General features: G+C 47.6%; 11 protein-coding genes. 1 reads left to right on the top strand and 10 read right to left on the bottom strand.

Annotated features, from left to right (window positions below; translation table 11 throughout):
- Positions 1-10 precede the first annotated feature (10 nt).
- The 8 genes from INF32_RS11790 to INF32_RS11825 form a co-directional block, all read right to left on the bottom strand.
- A complete protein-coding gene (locus tag INF32_RS11790) occupies positions 11-2,821 on the bottom strand; it encodes a type I restriction endonuclease subunit R (protein WP_226388596.1) in 2,811 nt (936 codons plus the stop codon).
- 96 nt (positions 2,822-2,917) lie between these two features.
- Positions 2,918-4,369: a MobV family relaxase gene (gene mobV, locus INF32_RS11795; protein ID WP_226388597.1), complete on the bottom strand. Its 1,452-nt coding sequence runs from the start codon at positions 4,367-4,369 to the stop codon at positions 2,918-2,920.
- A gap of 216 nt (positions 4,370-4,585) precedes the next feature.
- Positions 4,586-5,587, bottom strand: coding sequence for a toprim domain-containing protein (locus tag INF32_RS11800; RefSeq protein ID WP_226388598.1), 1,002 nt, complete (start codon positions 5,585-5,587; stop codon positions 4,586-4,588).
- A gap of 203 nt (positions 5,588-5,790) precedes the next feature.
- The gene (locus INF32_RS11805; RefSeq protein WP_226388599.1) at positions 5,791-6,975 is read right to left on the bottom strand and encodes a primase-helicase family protein; all 1,185 of its coding nucleotides are present in this window, start codon (positions 6,973-6,975) and stop codon (positions 5,791-5,793) included.
- Between the two features lie 2 nt (positions 6,976-6,977).
- On the bottom strand, positions 6,978-7,280 hold the full coding sequence (locus INF32_RS11810) for a helix-turn-helix domain-containing protein (protein WP_317172726.1): 303 nt from the start codon (positions 7,278-7,280) through the stop codon (positions 6,978-6,980).
- Positions 7,281-7,525: 245 nt separating this feature from the next.
- Complete coding sequence (locus tag INF32_RS11815) at positions 7,526-7,945, bottom strand: hypothetical protein (protein ID WP_226388600.1); 420 nt, start codon at positions 7,943-7,945, stop codon at positions 7,526-7,528.
- Positions 7,946-7,977: 32 nt separating this feature from the next.
- A complete protein-coding gene (gene rhuM / locus INF32_RS11820) occupies positions 7,978-8,952 on the bottom strand; it encodes a RhuM family protein (protein WP_226388601.1) in 975 nt (324 codons plus the stop codon).
- Between the two features lie 36 nt (positions 8,953-8,988).
- Positions 8,989-10,290 carry a site-specific integrase gene (locus INF32_RS11825; protein ID WP_226388602.1) on the bottom strand — a complete coding sequence of 434 codons (1,302 nt, stop codon included), beginning with the start codon at positions 10,288-10,290 and terminating at the stop codon, positions 8,989-8,991.
- A 505-nt stretch (positions 10,291-10,795) separates the two neighbouring features.
- On the opposite strand from INF32_RS11825, the gene INF32_RS11830 reads away from it, so the two are divergent.
- Positions 10,796-11,362 carry a hypothetical protein gene (locus INF32_RS11830; protein ID WP_226388603.1) on the top strand — a complete coding sequence of 189 codons (567 nt, stop codon included), beginning with the start codon at positions 10,796-10,798 and terminating at the stop codon, positions 11,360-11,362.
- 593 nt (positions 11,363-11,955) lie between these two features.
- On the opposite strand, the gene INF32_RS11835 is transcribed toward INF32_RS11830, so the two are convergent.
- Both INF32_RS11835 and INF32_RS11840 read right to left on the bottom strand, forming a co-directional pair.
- Entirely contained in the window at positions 11,956-13,065 is a 1,110-nt protein-coding gene (locus INF32_RS11835) for a fibrobacter succinogenes major paralogous domain-containing protein (protein ID WP_226388604.1), read from the bottom strand.
- A gap of 13 nt (positions 13,066-13,078) precedes the next feature.
- On the bottom strand, positions 13,079-15,073 hold the full coding sequence (locus INF32_RS11840; RefSeq protein WP_226388605.1) for a hypothetical protein: 1,995 nt from the start codon (positions 15,071-15,073) through the stop codon (positions 13,079-13,081).
- Positions 15,074-15,079: the final 6 nt, after the last annotated feature.

Consider the following 15,079-nt stretch of genomic DNA (forward strand, 5'->3'; position numbering starts at 1 on the left):
GGTCTTTGTATTATTCCCAGTTAAAAGTATCGATAATTACACGTAGTTTCCCTAATACACGTTTAAGGATATTGCGGCGTTCTTTCAGGCCGACTTTCTTCTCCTTAATGGCATTCTGGATGATTTCAGGTTTTTCGCGTTGCAGGTAATCATATTGTGCAAGGTAATCCCGAAGGGCTTCGCGAGACAATCCTTCGTCTTCGGCAAGCTTGTCGATGGCTTTATTGCGCGCGACTGACACATAATTGGTCAGTCGAGTTTCTAAATCAATAGATCCGTCAGCTTTCGCACGAGCGAATCCTGTTTTGTCATTATCGACATTCTGTCGGATAAATCCGTCGATCAGCATCGCTTTATTACGCATGGCAGCATCCTTGATCATTGTGTCGATAATGCGTTGACGTTTTTCATGGTAGTCATTGCTTTCAGGATTCAGGTCTTCGATCAAAGCAAGAATGTAAGCAACATTGATTACATCACTGTGTAATAGTTCCAAACAGAAATCGATATCGTCGATTCCTTCAATTTCGGGCTGCTCTACATCTTCTTTTGGCAAATGTGCTTTATTTTCACCCGTATGTCCGATAGCAATGTCGAGGTATTTGGAGCGAAAATCCATGTATTCCTGTTCCGACATGAGAAAATAGGGGTCATCCTCCTCATATTCTTCGTAAATCTGCACTTCGATCTTACCTCGAATAATCTCGCGAAATGCCAATACGAACTCCCGTTTTTCAGTTTCGCTTTTCAATGCATCGATACAGGAAATATTCGGGTATTTTTTTAGGAACTCTTCCATTTTTAAGTTCAGTTCCTTACGTACTTTCTCAAACGGTTCCCGAACGATAAATTCGCTCGGCTCATTATTACTGAATAGTTTGATTGCTGCGTCGACATTCACTTTTAAATCTCTGAAACAAACGATTTTCCCGAATCGTTTTTTCTCATTCAGAATTCGATTCGTGCGACTGAATGCTTGCAACAGACCGTGATACTCCAGATTTTTATCGACATATAGCGTATTAAGGCGTTTGGCATCGAAGCCCGTAAGGAACATCCCGACAACAAGCAGTAGGTCGAGCGGTTTCATCTCTTTCTTCCGCTTTTTCATACGCTCATTGACATCGTCGTAATAAGCACTAAAGTTGTCCGTCGAGAAGCCGGTGCCGAACATTCGGTTGTAGTCGTTCATAATTTCCTGCAATTTGTCTGCGTCGACTTTCTTGCTGACAAAACCTTGATTCATGCCGGTCTGCTCGTCATCTTGATCCGCATTGGCTGCATAAGTGAAGATGGCTCCGATCCGGATTTTGGGATTTAGCTCTTTGAAAATTTGATAATACCGCAACAACATGGGTACGGACTGAATGGCGAACAATGCATTGTACTCGCCGTCAAAAGTCGATTTATCATAATTATTGAGGATGAATTGCGCAATTTCACGCATCCTTGCTTCATTCTCGTAGTCGGTGGTTGTGTTCCCTGTGTAATATTCAACCAAGAAGCCTAATACATTTTCGTCGGCGATAGCGTCCTTAATCAGATATTTATGCAAACATTCTCCGAATACTTCAGCCGTTGTATGTTCCTGTTTGGCATTTTCGACGAAAATGGGCGTACCGGTAAATCCGAAGATTTGCAGGTTTGAGAAAAAATGGACGATATTCTTATGACAGTCGCCGAAATGGCTGCGGTGGCATTCATCGAAGATCATTACTACCTTTTTATCGCGAATCTCTTGCAGATGTTTGTTGTAGTAATCTCGCGTAACAGCGCAGTTCAACTTCTGGATCGTTGTGATGATGATTTTGGAATCCCCGCTTAACCGCTTAATCAGTTCGTATGTATTATCCGTACCATCGACCGCACCTGGCTCGAATGCCTCGTATTCGCTCTGAGTCTGGGTGTCTAGATCGTGCCTGTCGACTACGAACAGAACCTTATCTACACCATCTATTTCCGAAACGAGTTGTGCTGCTTTAAACGATGTAAGCGTTTTCCCCGCTCCTGTTGTATGCCAAATATATCCGTTTTTATTGGTATTCTCCACTCGATTGATGATCTCTTCTACGGCATAGTATTGATAAGGCCGCAATACCATCAAACACTTTTCGCCTTCATGCAATACGATGTATTTGCTGATGATCTTTCCTAGCGTACATTTATCCAGAAAGAAATTGGCAAACATATTTAGATCGTTGAACGAGCGATTGTTCTTGTCCGTCCAATTGAATGTGAATTTGTAGCCGCCGTTCGGGTTATTGGCGAAATAACGGGTATTCACCCCGTTGGATATTACGAAGAGCTGGATATAATCGAACAGTCCGTGAAAGGATGTTTTATGATAGCGTTGCACTTGGTTGTAGGCCTGCTTCAATTCGACACCGCGTTTTTTTAGCTCTATCTGTACCAATGGCAATCCGTTCACAAGAATCGTTACGTCGTAACGACATTTCTTACGGCCCTCGACTGTTATTTGATTGGCGACTTGAAATTCATTTTGACACCATTTGCGTTGATTGAGAAATGAGATCCAGATACGCTGTCCATCTTCGGTTTCCAGTGGATAGAGGTCGCGTAATTTTTTCGCTTTCTCGAACCGTGTTCCACCTTCGAGGTAAATCAATATTTTATCGAATTCTGAATTTGTCAGATGTGATCGTCCATGAAGCGCGAGTTCTTTTTGATTGTGCTTTTCCAGCTGACTTTTGAAGTTCGCTTTTAGGTTCTCTTCTTCTCTGATAATAACGCGCTCATAGCTATTATCTATAAGGGTCTTTATCAATCCGTTCTCTAATGCCGCTTCGCTTTGGGTAGTCATTACAATATAAATTTTCAATAATTATACAAATATAGAATTTAATCCTTAATGCAATTAATTAGGGAGTCCAATTATTTTTACAAGTGATTATTGTTGTTAATGTATGAGTTGTGGCCCTTGTTTCCGGTTTTTTATCTTGATTCCGATATGCTCTAGAAATTCCTTTGCCTTTTGTCGGAACCATTTTAGGATCGGTATTTGGTCGATGAACAGTTGGAACCCTCCGGGGCCTTTTTCATCCCGTAAAAGCCTGGCTTCCGAGTTCTGGGTTTCAAAATGCTGGGAATGTTCCCTCGAATATAGTTCGCCGGAAAAACGTATGGGGCGCATGTTCACAAGATCGCGTACCTGGGCATCGGAGAATCCGAGCAAACGACAATACTCTCCCCACTTGATAAGCTGGGGTGTGTCGGGCAACCAACCGTAAATGCGATCTATTTCGTTTTGCAGCCTCCCAACAATTTGTTGTGATTGTTGCTGCACTTGCAATAATTGACGGCTGTGGTCGGACTGTATGGTCTGTATCTGGGTTTGCAGGATCTCGATGGTTTCCTCGTGGGCGGCTACCTCTTGCCGCAATGTCGCGATCTGCTGTTCCTGCTTTTTGACTCTCGACGTTCCTACCAGCGAACCGATACCCTCCACGATGTTGGAGCCCACCTCTGCCACCACACTTTTCAATCTTTCTGTTTTCAGTTCACCTTTCACTGCCTTCAACTCATGCGCGGTTGCTTCCAACTCGGCGTTTTTGCGTTCACGCATGGCCTCCGCCTGCTCGTAACCTGCCCGAGCCTCTTGCTCCCATTGCTTTAGTCGTTCTACGTCCTGCCGTTTCTGTTCTTCGATACGAAGCAGTTCGTCGATGTTATCCTGCAAATTCTTCTGCCCGGCTATGGCATTGCGGTAAAACTCTTGCGTAGAGATATGACGGGCGACCGATCCGTCAATTCCACGTTCCAGCCCATAATCTGCCATCGCTTCGGCATAGGTGTCCTGATAGGATTTCAGTTTCATCCGTGTCATCACGTCATCAGCGCAGAGCCGTGCGGCATTCGGATTTTTCTTTCTGTATTTCTTTTTGCCGGGTTTATCGGAGATTCTTTGCTCTTTGACTTTGCGACGTTCGCCCGTTACGATAGGTACGACTGCCGCATGGATATGTGGCGTTGATTCATCCAAATGAAGAACAGCAGATACGACGTTATCCGCTCCGAAAGTTTTGTTTAGCCAGGCAAGGTTATCGGCGCACCATGCATCGAGTCTCCCTTCGGCCTCGATACGTTTCATGTTATCGTGTGACCCGGTGAGCATAACGCGAATTACCTGGACTTGGTTTGTTCCGATCTTGCGTGTCAGGCCGGCATGTGCCAGCCGGAAATTGATCGCTTGCGTTCGATTGGTTACCCCATTCGGAAACTGAACCAGTTCGCGGTTTAGATGCGTGCGTGACGGATCGGCATTCGGGGGTATTTGAGTCCGTTCGATGTGAGCTGTCATCCGCACTTCGTTTCCAGGTGCTTTATCTAAATGCAATACTACATATCCCATAAGTATATTTTTGTTTGTGTGCTGGATGATTGGATGGGTTGGTTTCGGACGCTTTCCGCGTCCGGCGGTCGTTTCGACCGCAGAATGGGGTGTCCAGCGGGGTTTTCCCTGCTGGCCTATTGGGGCTTTTCCCGCGTCGTTGGCGATGCGAAATGGAAAAGCCCTAATAGGCTATGGCTTTTCCGGGAGCGTAAATGCCTGGGGCGTGAAACGGGATTAAAACTTGTGGACGGGGCGTTTCTTCTTTACTGAGGGCTGGACACATTGCCGGGCTTCCGGAGCAGAAATATCCGCTCGTTTCGTTTTCTCCCATTGCTTTTCGTGCGCTGGAGCTGGAGAGTCGTCGATCACTTTGCAGATCGTCTTGCGTTTCTCCTGCCAGTAGTCATTCAGATCTTTGTAGTCGCGGTAGAAAACGGATTGGTCGATCACTTCGGAGGAGGGTAAGTTTTCCCCCAATCGGTCCACTGCTTTTTGTCCCGCCTCGTCGTTGTCGAGGAAGGCATGGACGACCCTGTGGCGCACAAGAAATGGAACGGCTTTTTGCAAGTTCGTCACGGAATTGAATACAACAGTGTCGATGGAGGGTGTAGGGTTGGCTTTCATCGATAGATAAGAAAGAAAGTCGATAAATCCTTCAAACACCATTGCCGTATTGCTGCCGTTATCGAGGGTGGTGATATTTTTTGGCGTGCTACTCCCTTTGAACCGGGGATTACGTAATTCCCAGCCTCCGGCGTCGTTGCGGAATCCGATAGCAAAATACTTCTTGCCGCTGATTGTGTAGTGTACCTCGCGGCAATAAGTCCGGGCGATGGCTGGGTCTATGCCCCGGCCAGTCAGGTAGCCGAGCAATGCCGGGTGGGTCAGCTCACGGTCGGAGAGAACGACTAAACGGGATAGTGTCGGTTCTTTCAATCTTGGAAGTTCGACAAAAACAGGTGCGAGTGTGCCGATATTCCTTTCGTTCAGCCTCCGTGCGGCCTCGATATCGGAACAGTTCTCCATACGGGCTACAAGGTCTATGATACTGCCGCCTTCGCCCGTTCCGAAGTCGTGCCAGAGGTTCTTATCGTAACTGACGCTGAAGCTGGCGGTGCGTTCCTTGCGCAGCGGCGAGAGGTACATGCCCCGGTTGTCGCGTTCCCACTGAGGAAAGATGCCCCGTGTCGCAAGGTAAGTACGAATACTATGACGTTTTATTTCTTCGTAATTCATAATGGTGGATTTTTTGTGGTTTGGTTGTGAAACCATGTATTGATGCTGTAAAACAGAAAGTTATATAGACAACAATTCTCCAACAGCACCCTAAGCTGTTACTTTCAACGATTTTTATTTTGTTGTGGATTTGTTGTTGGATGTTATGGGAGTGTTGATATTGATTATCAGATACTTATTTTAATAATTCGCTAAAAACAACACTACAACAGTAGTTTTTCGACCAAAGAGCGGGAAATCTCAAAATACCGTCCTTTTCGTTTGGCAGGGAATATCTCTCCTTCAGTTCCGATATGATAAAAAGTATAGTCGCCGTTCTTTTCCGATCGTAGTTTCCAGCTATCTTTGAATATATTGCGGATTTGTACCAGGTCGGCTTTCAGGCCCGTTTCCCTTATGATGTCGAGCATATCTTTGGGACAACAGAGCAGAGTATCTTTTTCGAGCCTGTCCATGACCTCGATACAATAAGTGGCGATTTCTGTTTCAACCTTATTTGTGTTGTATTTTTTAATTTTTATCAGGGCTGGCGTTTCGAGCAGGGCAGGAGCGAACCACATACGAGATTGTTGGGAGGTCGATAATTTGCGATGAAGTAAAAAATGAAGAAAGGCGGGTATCTCCGCACGCATTTTATCTTTGAGATAAATGTCATCATGGGTGATGGTGTTTATTTTTAACACCCAGAAACGGATCTCTTCTTGAGGGATGATAATGGGGTTCTTTTCGTTATTGGAGCATAAAACGAATTTTGCGAAGAATTCGATTTCCCGTCTATCCTTGCCTTTGGCTTCGACTTTATAGTCCCCGGCGGTGGATAGGTTTTTAATCTTTTCTGTATCTTCGATTTTGTTCAGTAGGAGTTCGTCGACCATGACCAACAGCTTATTGGCCCAATCTAGATTGAACTGGCTACGAAAATCCTCGTTGGTGTTGAAAGTTGCGTTCTTGCCGAAGATCATTTTAAGTAGACGCAAGAAAGTGGTTTTGCCGGTATTTCTTTCACCGGATACGAGTAATAGAATCGGAAGCATCTGTGTGGGACGCATCAAAAGCAGTTGCAGATAGTCGTATCCCAGCTCGATCTGTGAACCGAAGATGTGGGTTAGAAATATCCGGATATGGGAAAATTCACCCGGCTCCGGACGATAAGGTATCGGTTCGTAGAGGTTTAGGTATGTGCCATGTATCCGTTGGTAATTCACGTGGTCGGGGATACTGCAAAAACCGTCGTACTTTTCGATTTCCGGTAAGTTGTTTTTGCCGTAGTCCTGTCGGAGTGTTTCATAACTCCATTGTACCTTTTCTTCGATAAAATCCCCGCTGATGAGGGGGCGCCGCACGACCTTGTACAATTGTGTGCCGATGCGGATATATTTCTCTTTCATCGCTATCGGTTTTTAATTGGTACGATCTGGTTTAGGGCAGCTTCGACGTCGCTGTCGCGAAATAAGACGCGTCCACCTATTTTATGGGCGCATATCTTACCGCGGTTTACCCAGTCGGTAAGTGTTACGAGCGAAATCCGCAGGCGGCGGGCTGTTTCTTGCCGTGTCAGGTACTTAGTTTCAGATTTCGGACGTGCGGGACGGAACTGTTGAAGTTCATCGCGCAGAGACTCTCGTATCATTTCGGAGAGTTGGTCAGCCGTTAGGCCGGACAAATAAATTTCCTTTGGCATAATGCAGTTCATTAAGGTTAACGCTACAAAGGAAATTGTTTCTCAAATCTTTGTAAAACAGTAAATTGTGCTACTTGGCAAGGACAATTAAGGACAAAAGTTGTCATTTTGGAGACATACTTAGATCAAGGCGAAGACATTAGTCGCCTTTGTCTTGCTTTTGTCGTCTTTGTCTTGAATGTGTAAAGTGATAAATCAGGAAAATAAAATCGGGAACAGCAAAATGCCATTCCCGCATAGAAGTTGTTATATTTACTTTATTTGTCTGCGTTATATGCCTGAAGTGCTGCACGAATCTCCGCCGAAGAGTAATAATGGGTGTTGTCATGGGGACAGGAAAGATTCCTGCATTTTTTCAACCATATGCTGCCGAGCCATCGATCGAGCGTAGGGCGAGTGATGCCTAACGCCTTGGCCAGTTCTTTTTTATTGAGTAATCGATCTCCTTTTATCGAGGTAAGGAATGTTTCGTTATGGTGTACCGCTAACCACCGGTCGAGATTATAGAGCGCTTTATCTACATTCTTTAATTCTTGCTCGTAACTTTCATAAGTCCAAACGTGGATGCTCTGTGGATCGAAATTAGTAAACTCCTTCCTTGTGCGTAATTCCCCGACTAAAATGTCGAAACATTCCAGTTCGGAGGCTTTGATCTCTATTTTTCGTCGGCGCGGCATTCTTTATTGGATTTCTTGCAGTAAAAATAAAATCAATTGTTATGGTTGATAAGATTGACAACGACTTTGACCATAATATCTTTCTCTTCTGTCCGGCTTTCAGCGATCATTAGGGTAAGGGCGACCAGTGCATTGTCGCCGATTCTTTTCGTACCATCGATGTTGTAAAGAATACCGTTCTTTTCCATAAACCATAGGAACAGGAATGCGGCAATGCGCTTGTTTCCATCGCTGAATGAGTGGTTCTTTGTTACCAGATAGAGCAGCATCGCAGCTTTTTCTTCAACGCTCGGATAGAGGTCTTTGCCGTTGAAGGTCTGGTATATTGCGCCTATCGAACTTTGGAACGACTGATCTTTTTCGTGTCCGAACAGTGGACTGCCGCCGAATTTGTTGCGTAGTTCCTCGATGGCTATTTTCGCATTCTCATAGGTCGCCTCAAATTTAGCTTCCGTAGTCGTATTGTCAATGGTGAGTTGCTGGTAATCATATTTGTCAAGCGTGTCGAGGGCATAAGTATAATCGGTGACAACTTTCAGTAATCCGGTCGCTTCAGAATGGGTCAGGCGTTTGTGATCCATTACATTAGACAATAGCTTGATAGTCTGTTTCAGTTCTTCGTACTGTTCCAGTTTGATCGTATCTTTAACGGCATAACCTTTTATCAGATATTCTTTCAAAACCTTATTCGCCCAAATGCGGAATTGAGTGGCATTCTTGGAATTGACACGATAACCGACGGACAAGATGGCATCCAGATTATAAAACAACATAGCGTATTTTTTCCCGTCGGCGGCAGTATGTTCCAAAATGGAACTAACTGAAGTTTCATCCAGCTCGCCTGATAGGAATATATTTTTTAGATGTTTTGTAATTGCAGGACGCTTGGTACCAAACAATTCGGCTATTTGCTTTTGGGTAAGCCAGATCGTGTCATGCCCCAATGTGACGTCAATGGCTGTTTCACCGTCTGCTGTTTGGTATAGTATTATTTCACCTGTATCCATATGTTTATATTACATTATAGCCAAAGTTAGTATTTATTATTTTCCACTGAAATAGGGGTGGTTCATCAGTTCCATAGCGGTCTGTTCTTCTGTGACTTTGATATATTTCATAAACTCTTTCTCAGTCTTATGTCCCGTGATCTTCATAATAGCAATGGTAGGGATTCCAGCCAGATACATATTTGTCGCGCCGCTTCGCCGGGCTGTGTGGGTCTTGACCATATCGCATTTCTCAACGATATGCGTTTTCTTCTTGCCATTTTCGATGTACGAAACCTCTATTTTTTCCGTGATACCGGCTTCTCGTGCGACTGCCTTGATGTATTTATTTACTTTTTGCTCATACGATTTGGGTAACCGGTTCTGGTATTTGTCCAAGATTGTTTGCAATTCGGGTCTGACGGGAATCACGACATGGTTGCCCGTTTTTTGTTGTTTGAGGTCGATCACTTGCTGTCCGTTCTCCAATGTACGGAGGTTTCCTTCATTGATGGTCGAATAGTCGCTGAAACGTTGTGCCGTATAGCAACCGACCAAAAAAACGTCGCGGGCAATTTCCTTGTGCTTGTCTGCGGATAGCTCAAGCGCAGCCATCGCCTTGATTTCAGATTCCGTAAGGTAGATATTTTCAACATCGGCTGTCAATACGCGAAATTTGCGGTTTTCGATCGTGCCGTTGTCGTGCAAACCCTCTTCCCTAGCCGCACGCATAATGATTTTCAACTCTTTGACATGGCGTCCAATAGTATTGATCGAATAATCTTTTGCGGTAAAATAGGCAACGAAATCGTCATAGAATTTAAGGTCAATGTCTCCAAAGTCATATCGTTTGTGTTTTGCTTTGCAAAATTCCTCGAATTGAATAATGAAACCTTTGTAATTCTTGATTGTCGAAGCTCCGTAACGGAGTTTATGAATGTTGAGCCGTGTCCCGTCTTCTATTTCGCGCGTATAGCGGGCGATATAGTCGGTCAGCGATTCCCGACTGCGTGCATTGCGACTGCCGGATATGTTGTGTGGATGGTGAAAACTATAAATAATTTTCTCCAGCTTTGTTTTCGTCATCGCATGTTCAGGGTCTTTTGCCATTTCGCCGAAGATAAAACTACGTAGCTCAGCCAATTTTGCCGTCAGGTCACGACCTTGTTGCTCGGTGAAATCGTCGGTAAAGGAGTAGCGGCTCTTAACCGTCTGCCGCTTGTTGTCCCAGGCGTCTGTCAGCACCATATATTGGCTGTCTGCGTAGAACTGATTGCCGCGGCCAACCGTGAAGAAAATTTGGATCTTGACCAGTTTGTTTTTCTGGGTTGAGCGGATGCGATAGCAGAAGGATGCCATAGGTCAGTAGGTTTTATCTGCTGCAAATGTAATCATTTTTTGTCATACATTTGTCATACATCGGCCGAATTTTCGAAAACTTCCAGACCTCGCAGTTTACGAAAAATGGATGTAAAATATTGATATATAGATAAAATAAAATTAAAATCAGTAAAATTCGATTTAGATTTATGGCGTCCGCTTCAGACCTCAAAGAAGGCTTTTAAGTGACGCTAAATTAGCGACTTAAAAGCCTTCTTCCTTTTGGAGGGGCGGATATAGGGGCGCAAAATCAATCTCGTAAGTGGGAATTGGTGGAAGTTTCTCGCATTATCTTAAAATGAAAGATATGAAATCTTTTCCTTTGGAAGTTAGCTTGTCATCCAATACATGAATATATATAATAACTTAACTCGCATGAACTAAGTTAGTTGGCAGGTTGGAAACGGCAAAATAATTTAACCAAAATTCTTCTAATTCACATTATTCAAGTATCTTTGTATCATTCATATAGATGTTGATTACAATGCTGAAACGAGATGATTATATTGGAATAATTGAGGATATTCGGAATACAGAGAAAAAATCTTTGGACGAATATATCTATAAAGTTCTTGAACCATTGCGTTCTGATAACGACCTTTTCATAGAAACTTTATATAAGGATATTTGTTATCTTTTAAATGGAATAGACAAGGCCGGAGAAAATGATTTAGCAATCGAAAATAGCGATTTGGTCATAGAAGACGGAGACTTAAAATTGACAGGATACCAATCTCGTCTTCATTGTCTTTCTATTTGGCTGCATTCAGAAATTTGCAGTAAATTTATCGAAGAAGATCCATTGTCGTTTTGCAAGAAGATGGAGGATTTTGAGAAGTCGTTTTTGGAAAAATCTGATTATACTCCGGAATACAAAGCCAAACTGGAAAAAATTAAAAAGAGCCTTAAACGAGAAAGACAGCAAAATCTCGGTCAAGATACTAATTTTTGGAATAAGATATTAGATACGGATAATCTCGAATTGAAACCTAATATTTGTGGGGTAGGCTTGAATCTTAACAATCTCATAAATAAGTTCAAAAAACAATAAGAGTTATTTAAAAAATATTGCAATCGGCTTATTACCATTAATTCACCAAACATATCAAATTAAACTATGGACAAGCTATTATATTACCCTTACATTAATCTGCCCGAAACAAATTGGACAGTACGTGCACTATTATATTATGATGAAATAGGTTCGATAGTTCCTCAACAATATTTTTATGCACCAGAAGAGTATAACCCTTATATGAGGACTTTGGTAAGAGAAGAATTAGTAACCCCTATTATATGAACTTTCAAAGAGAATCTGTTAGGCTGTCAAAATATTTATCCGACACCGGGCGAACGGTTTCGAATGTGCCGTTTTGTCGTTTTGGAGTCGTGGTTTCGGGGAGGCGGAATTCTGACAGGCTGTCGGCGATGTCCTGTCTGTACGTTTCGTGATGGGAAGAGGGGCGGTGAGCCGGGCGTTGCCAGCCGACTTCCGAAATCGGATTCTGACTGTTCCCGTTGCCTGGTCCGGAAAGGCTGCCGGGCGGGTCCATCCTTTCTGTGACCAGGGGATCGTCAGAAATTGAAACAAGCGGGGGCCCTGTCATCAGACAGGACCCCCGCTTGTTTCGGGCAGTGCCGCGACTATTCCCGTACGCACCGTACGCTGGCTCCCGTGGCCCGGGGGGCACGCAGGTTGATGCGTATCTCCTCCTCTTCGAGCCGCAGCGACATGGCGTTCACGCCGTTGGGCGTGGCCGACCAGTAGATGCCGCTGGCCCCTGCGTATTGGAGTTTGCCGTTGGTCTGCCGTCGGGTCCCGGCCGCCGGATAGTAGTATGGCCGGGCTTTGAAGTAATAGACCTGTCCGGCGAGTTGTCCGGCCGGTTCCGCCGTCTCGAATCCGAACCATGCTTCGGAACTGTTCGCAGGAACCTTCCATCCCGGCGGACACGGGTCGTAGATCGTTTTGTTCACGGGCCGGCGTGAGGAGATGAATCCCCACAGCCGGTCGAACCTGCCGTACTGGTCGTTGAACCAACTGCCTTTCCCGCTTTCGAAGGACTCGGCCGAAAAACCGATGAAGGCGGTGGGGTGGGCGATGGTGTATTCCACACACTTCCCCGTTTCGATCCGGTCGCTGTTGTTGGGGACGATCGTGAACCAGTCCGTCCCTCTGATCGCCGGATTGAAAAAGGCGAGCGCCGTGCCCTCGGTGAAACCGGTGTCCTCGTATCTCCGGGAGAGGTCGAACGATCCGGCAAACTCCGCTCCGATGAACGGGTCCTTGCGGCCCCATTGGTAATACAGCCCGTAGGAGGCGACGTCGTCCACGGCGGTCGAGGTGGCACCCAGGTTCCGGTCCATGAAACTGATGCGCTCCTCAAATGCGAAATGGGTGTCGGTGCACGGATCGTCCGTCGCCCAGATGTGCCAGCTCCAGAGGATGTTGCCTCCTTCGTCCAGGGCGGCGATCACGGCGTTCCCCTTCATGCTTCCCGCCCGGAAGGTCACCGTGCCGCCGGAGTAGGAGACCTCGGAGACGAGTTTCCGGTCGGTCTGCCACAGCCAGTCCGCCGAGGCCATCCCGGCGACGGGCTTGCCCGAATTGCCCACTGCGGCCCGGAACGAATAGACACCTTCGCCCGTTACGATGTAGCAGTTCGCCGTCCCTTCCGCGCTCAGGTCCGTCTGGGCATTTGCCTGCCATGCCGTGAGACACAGCAGGCAAATGGACACAAACGTTCTTGTCATACGTTTCATGGCATTACTCTTTTTGGCAGCGGACGGATGCCGCGTCGCAGACGTTCGTTTTGGAATTCGTGTTCACCGACTTTTTGAGGAAGTCGATGGTCATCGTCCTCGCCGAGAGGTTCGTACCGCTCATGTACCAGAGCGATCCCCACAGGACGGATTTGGTACCCGTGTCCGCCATCCGGCCGTTCTTGGCTCCGGGACGGCTGCCGGCAGCCGGATAGTAACCCGTCTGCGAAGTCGCCGGGTCGAGGTACTTGGCCACGTAGAGGTAGCTCTCCATCGAGAGGTTGGTGTTCCACTCCAGCCCCGCCCACGTGTCGCCGGAGAAGTTCGGCACCTTGTAGCCGGGCGGGCAGGGGTCGTAGACCGTCTTGCGGTAGGAGTCGGTCGCTTTCCCGCCCCAGAGATCCTTATGGAAATCGGTGTCGCATGCGGAGTTGAACCAGGTGCCCTCCCCGCTTCCGTTGGAATTCGCGCCGAACCGGATGTAGTCCATCGGGTTCTGCACCGTGTACGGAATTTCGAAGAGCTCCGGATCGACGCTGACGTCGGTGTTGGCGACCACCCGGAACGCCTTGTCGTAGGCCGGATTCTTGACGTACTCGGCGGTGGCGGTGGTGAAGCCGGGGTTCTCGCGGTAGCCGGCGGTCGTGTTGTCTCCCTCGTCGATGGAGCCGATGAAGGGGTCTTTCCTGCCCCACTGGTAGAGCAGTCCGTATGACGACACGTTGTCCGCATCGGCCGTCGTCGCGCCCAGGTTGCGGTCCATCAACGCGAACTTGCTGGCGGCCACGTAGTGGGTCTTGGCACGGGGATCGTCCGTCAGCCAGATGTGCCAGCTCCAGAGAATCCTGTCTTCGGCGTCGAAGGCGGCCAGCAGGGCGTTGCCCTTGTCGCCCGTCGCCTTGAAGACGACCTCCCCGTCCGCATAGGAGATCGAGTGGAGCAGGCCGTCCTTGCTCATCCACAGCCAGTCTACCTTTTCGATGTCGCCGGGCGATTCGTTGCTGTTGCCTTTGGTCGCCTTGAACTTATATTTGGCCTGCGAGGTGACGATGTAGCAGTTCGCCGTTCCGGAGGTGCTCAGGTCGGTCACCGGTTCGTTGACGACGGCCGCTCCGTCGGTTATCAGCCGGCCGATGTTCAGGTCGATGGGGTAGACCTTGTCCACTTCGTAGGCGGCCGAGGGCGTGTATTCGATCTCAGCCGTCCATTGGTCGGCGGTCCGCACCTCGATCTGTACCGGGGCGCCTGTCAGATCGGTGGGCTTGACGGCCATCCATCCCTTCACGACCGAGGAGAGCTCCGGCGAGTCCGCGAATTGCAGGGTGCCCGTTTTGCCCGCGCTCGTCACCACGACCCGGTCGTTTTTCAGATCGTAGACCATGTTGCCGATGAAAGGCTCCTCCGCCGTTATGCGGATCGAAGCGAGCTGTTTGCCCTCCAGCTCCGTACCCGTGCAGTCGAGCGAGAACTGCAGTCCGGCGCAGGAGTAGGCCATGTCGAAGACGGCTTCCTGTCCGTCGAGGCGGTCGATGTCGGCCCGGCCGATGAAAACGCCCTTCTGTTTCAGTTGCGGTTCGCTGCCCTTCTGGGTCTGGGTGGCGGGGATCTTCATCGAGACATAGGTGATGTCGTTGCCCCGGGTTTCGCTGTACGGATAGACGGCGAACAGACGCTGCGGCTGCTGGTAGCCGGGCGAGGAGACCGTGCCGCGGAACCGTCCCTCGGCGCTTCCCGCCGTGGCGGGATCGAGCGTGAACTTGCTGTTCCCGCTGCTGCCCGCTTCGCAGAGCGCCCAGATGCTCAGGGAGTCTCCCTTTTCCCACAGGATGTCTATGTCGCCGGATTCCGCTGCGCCCTCGGCCCGGAGCGGGTCGGCCTGGGCCGTCACGCTGATCCCGATGCTCGCGGCCGCCTCCTCATGTTCCGAATCCTTGCAGGCTGCGACCGCTCCGGCCAGCATCGTCAAAAAACAGATGCGCTGTAACAATTCTTTTTTCATTTGGCT

Source organism: Gallalistipes aquisgranensis, assembly GCF_014982715.1.
Classification (GTDB): domain Bacteria; phylum Bacteroidota; class Bacteroidia; order Bacteroidales; family Rikenellaceae; genus Gallalistipes; species Gallalistipes aquisgranensis.

Coding starts and splice junctions, on each gene's coding strand:
- INF32_RS11790 (WP_226388596.1), bottom strand. CDS start 2,821: ATGACTACCCAAAGCGAAGCGGCATTAGAGAACGGATTGATAAAGACC.
- mobV (WP_226388597.1), bottom strand. CDS start 4,369: ATGGGATATGTAGTATTGCATTTAGATAAAGCACCTGGAAACGAAGTG.
- INF32_RS11800 (WP_226388598.1), bottom strand. CDS start 5,587: ATGAATTACGAAGAAATAAAACGTCATAGTATTCGTACTTACCTTGCG.
- INF32_RS11805 (WP_226388599.1), bottom strand. CDS start 6,975: ATGAAAGAGAAATATATCCGCATCGGCACACAATTGTACAAGGTCGTG.
- INF32_RS11810 (WP_317172726.1), bottom strand. CDS start 7,280: ATGAACTGCATTATGCCAAAGGAAATTTATTTGTCCGGCCTAACGGCT.
- INF32_RS11815 (WP_226388600.1), bottom strand. CDS start 7,945: ATGCCGCGCCGACGAAAAATAGAGATCAAAGCCTCCGAACTGGAATGT.
- rhuM (WP_226388601.1), bottom strand. CDS start 8,952: ATGGATACAGGTGAAATAATACTATACCAAACAGCAGACGGTGAAACA.
- INF32_RS11825 (WP_226388602.1), bottom strand. CDS start 10,290: ATGGCATCCTTCTGCTATCGCATCCGCTCAACCCAGAAAAACAAACTG.
- INF32_RS11830 (WP_226388603.1), top strand. CDS start 10,796: ATGCTGAAACGAGATGATTATATTGGAATAATTGAGGATATTCGGAAT.
- INF32_RS11835 (WP_226388604.1), bottom strand. CDS start 13,065: ATGACAAGAACGTTTGTGTCCATTTGCCTGCTGTGTCTCACGGCATGG.
- INF32_RS11840 (WP_226388605.1), bottom strand. CDS start 15,073: ATGAAAAAAGAATTGTTACAGCGCATCTGTTTTTTGACGATGCTGGCC.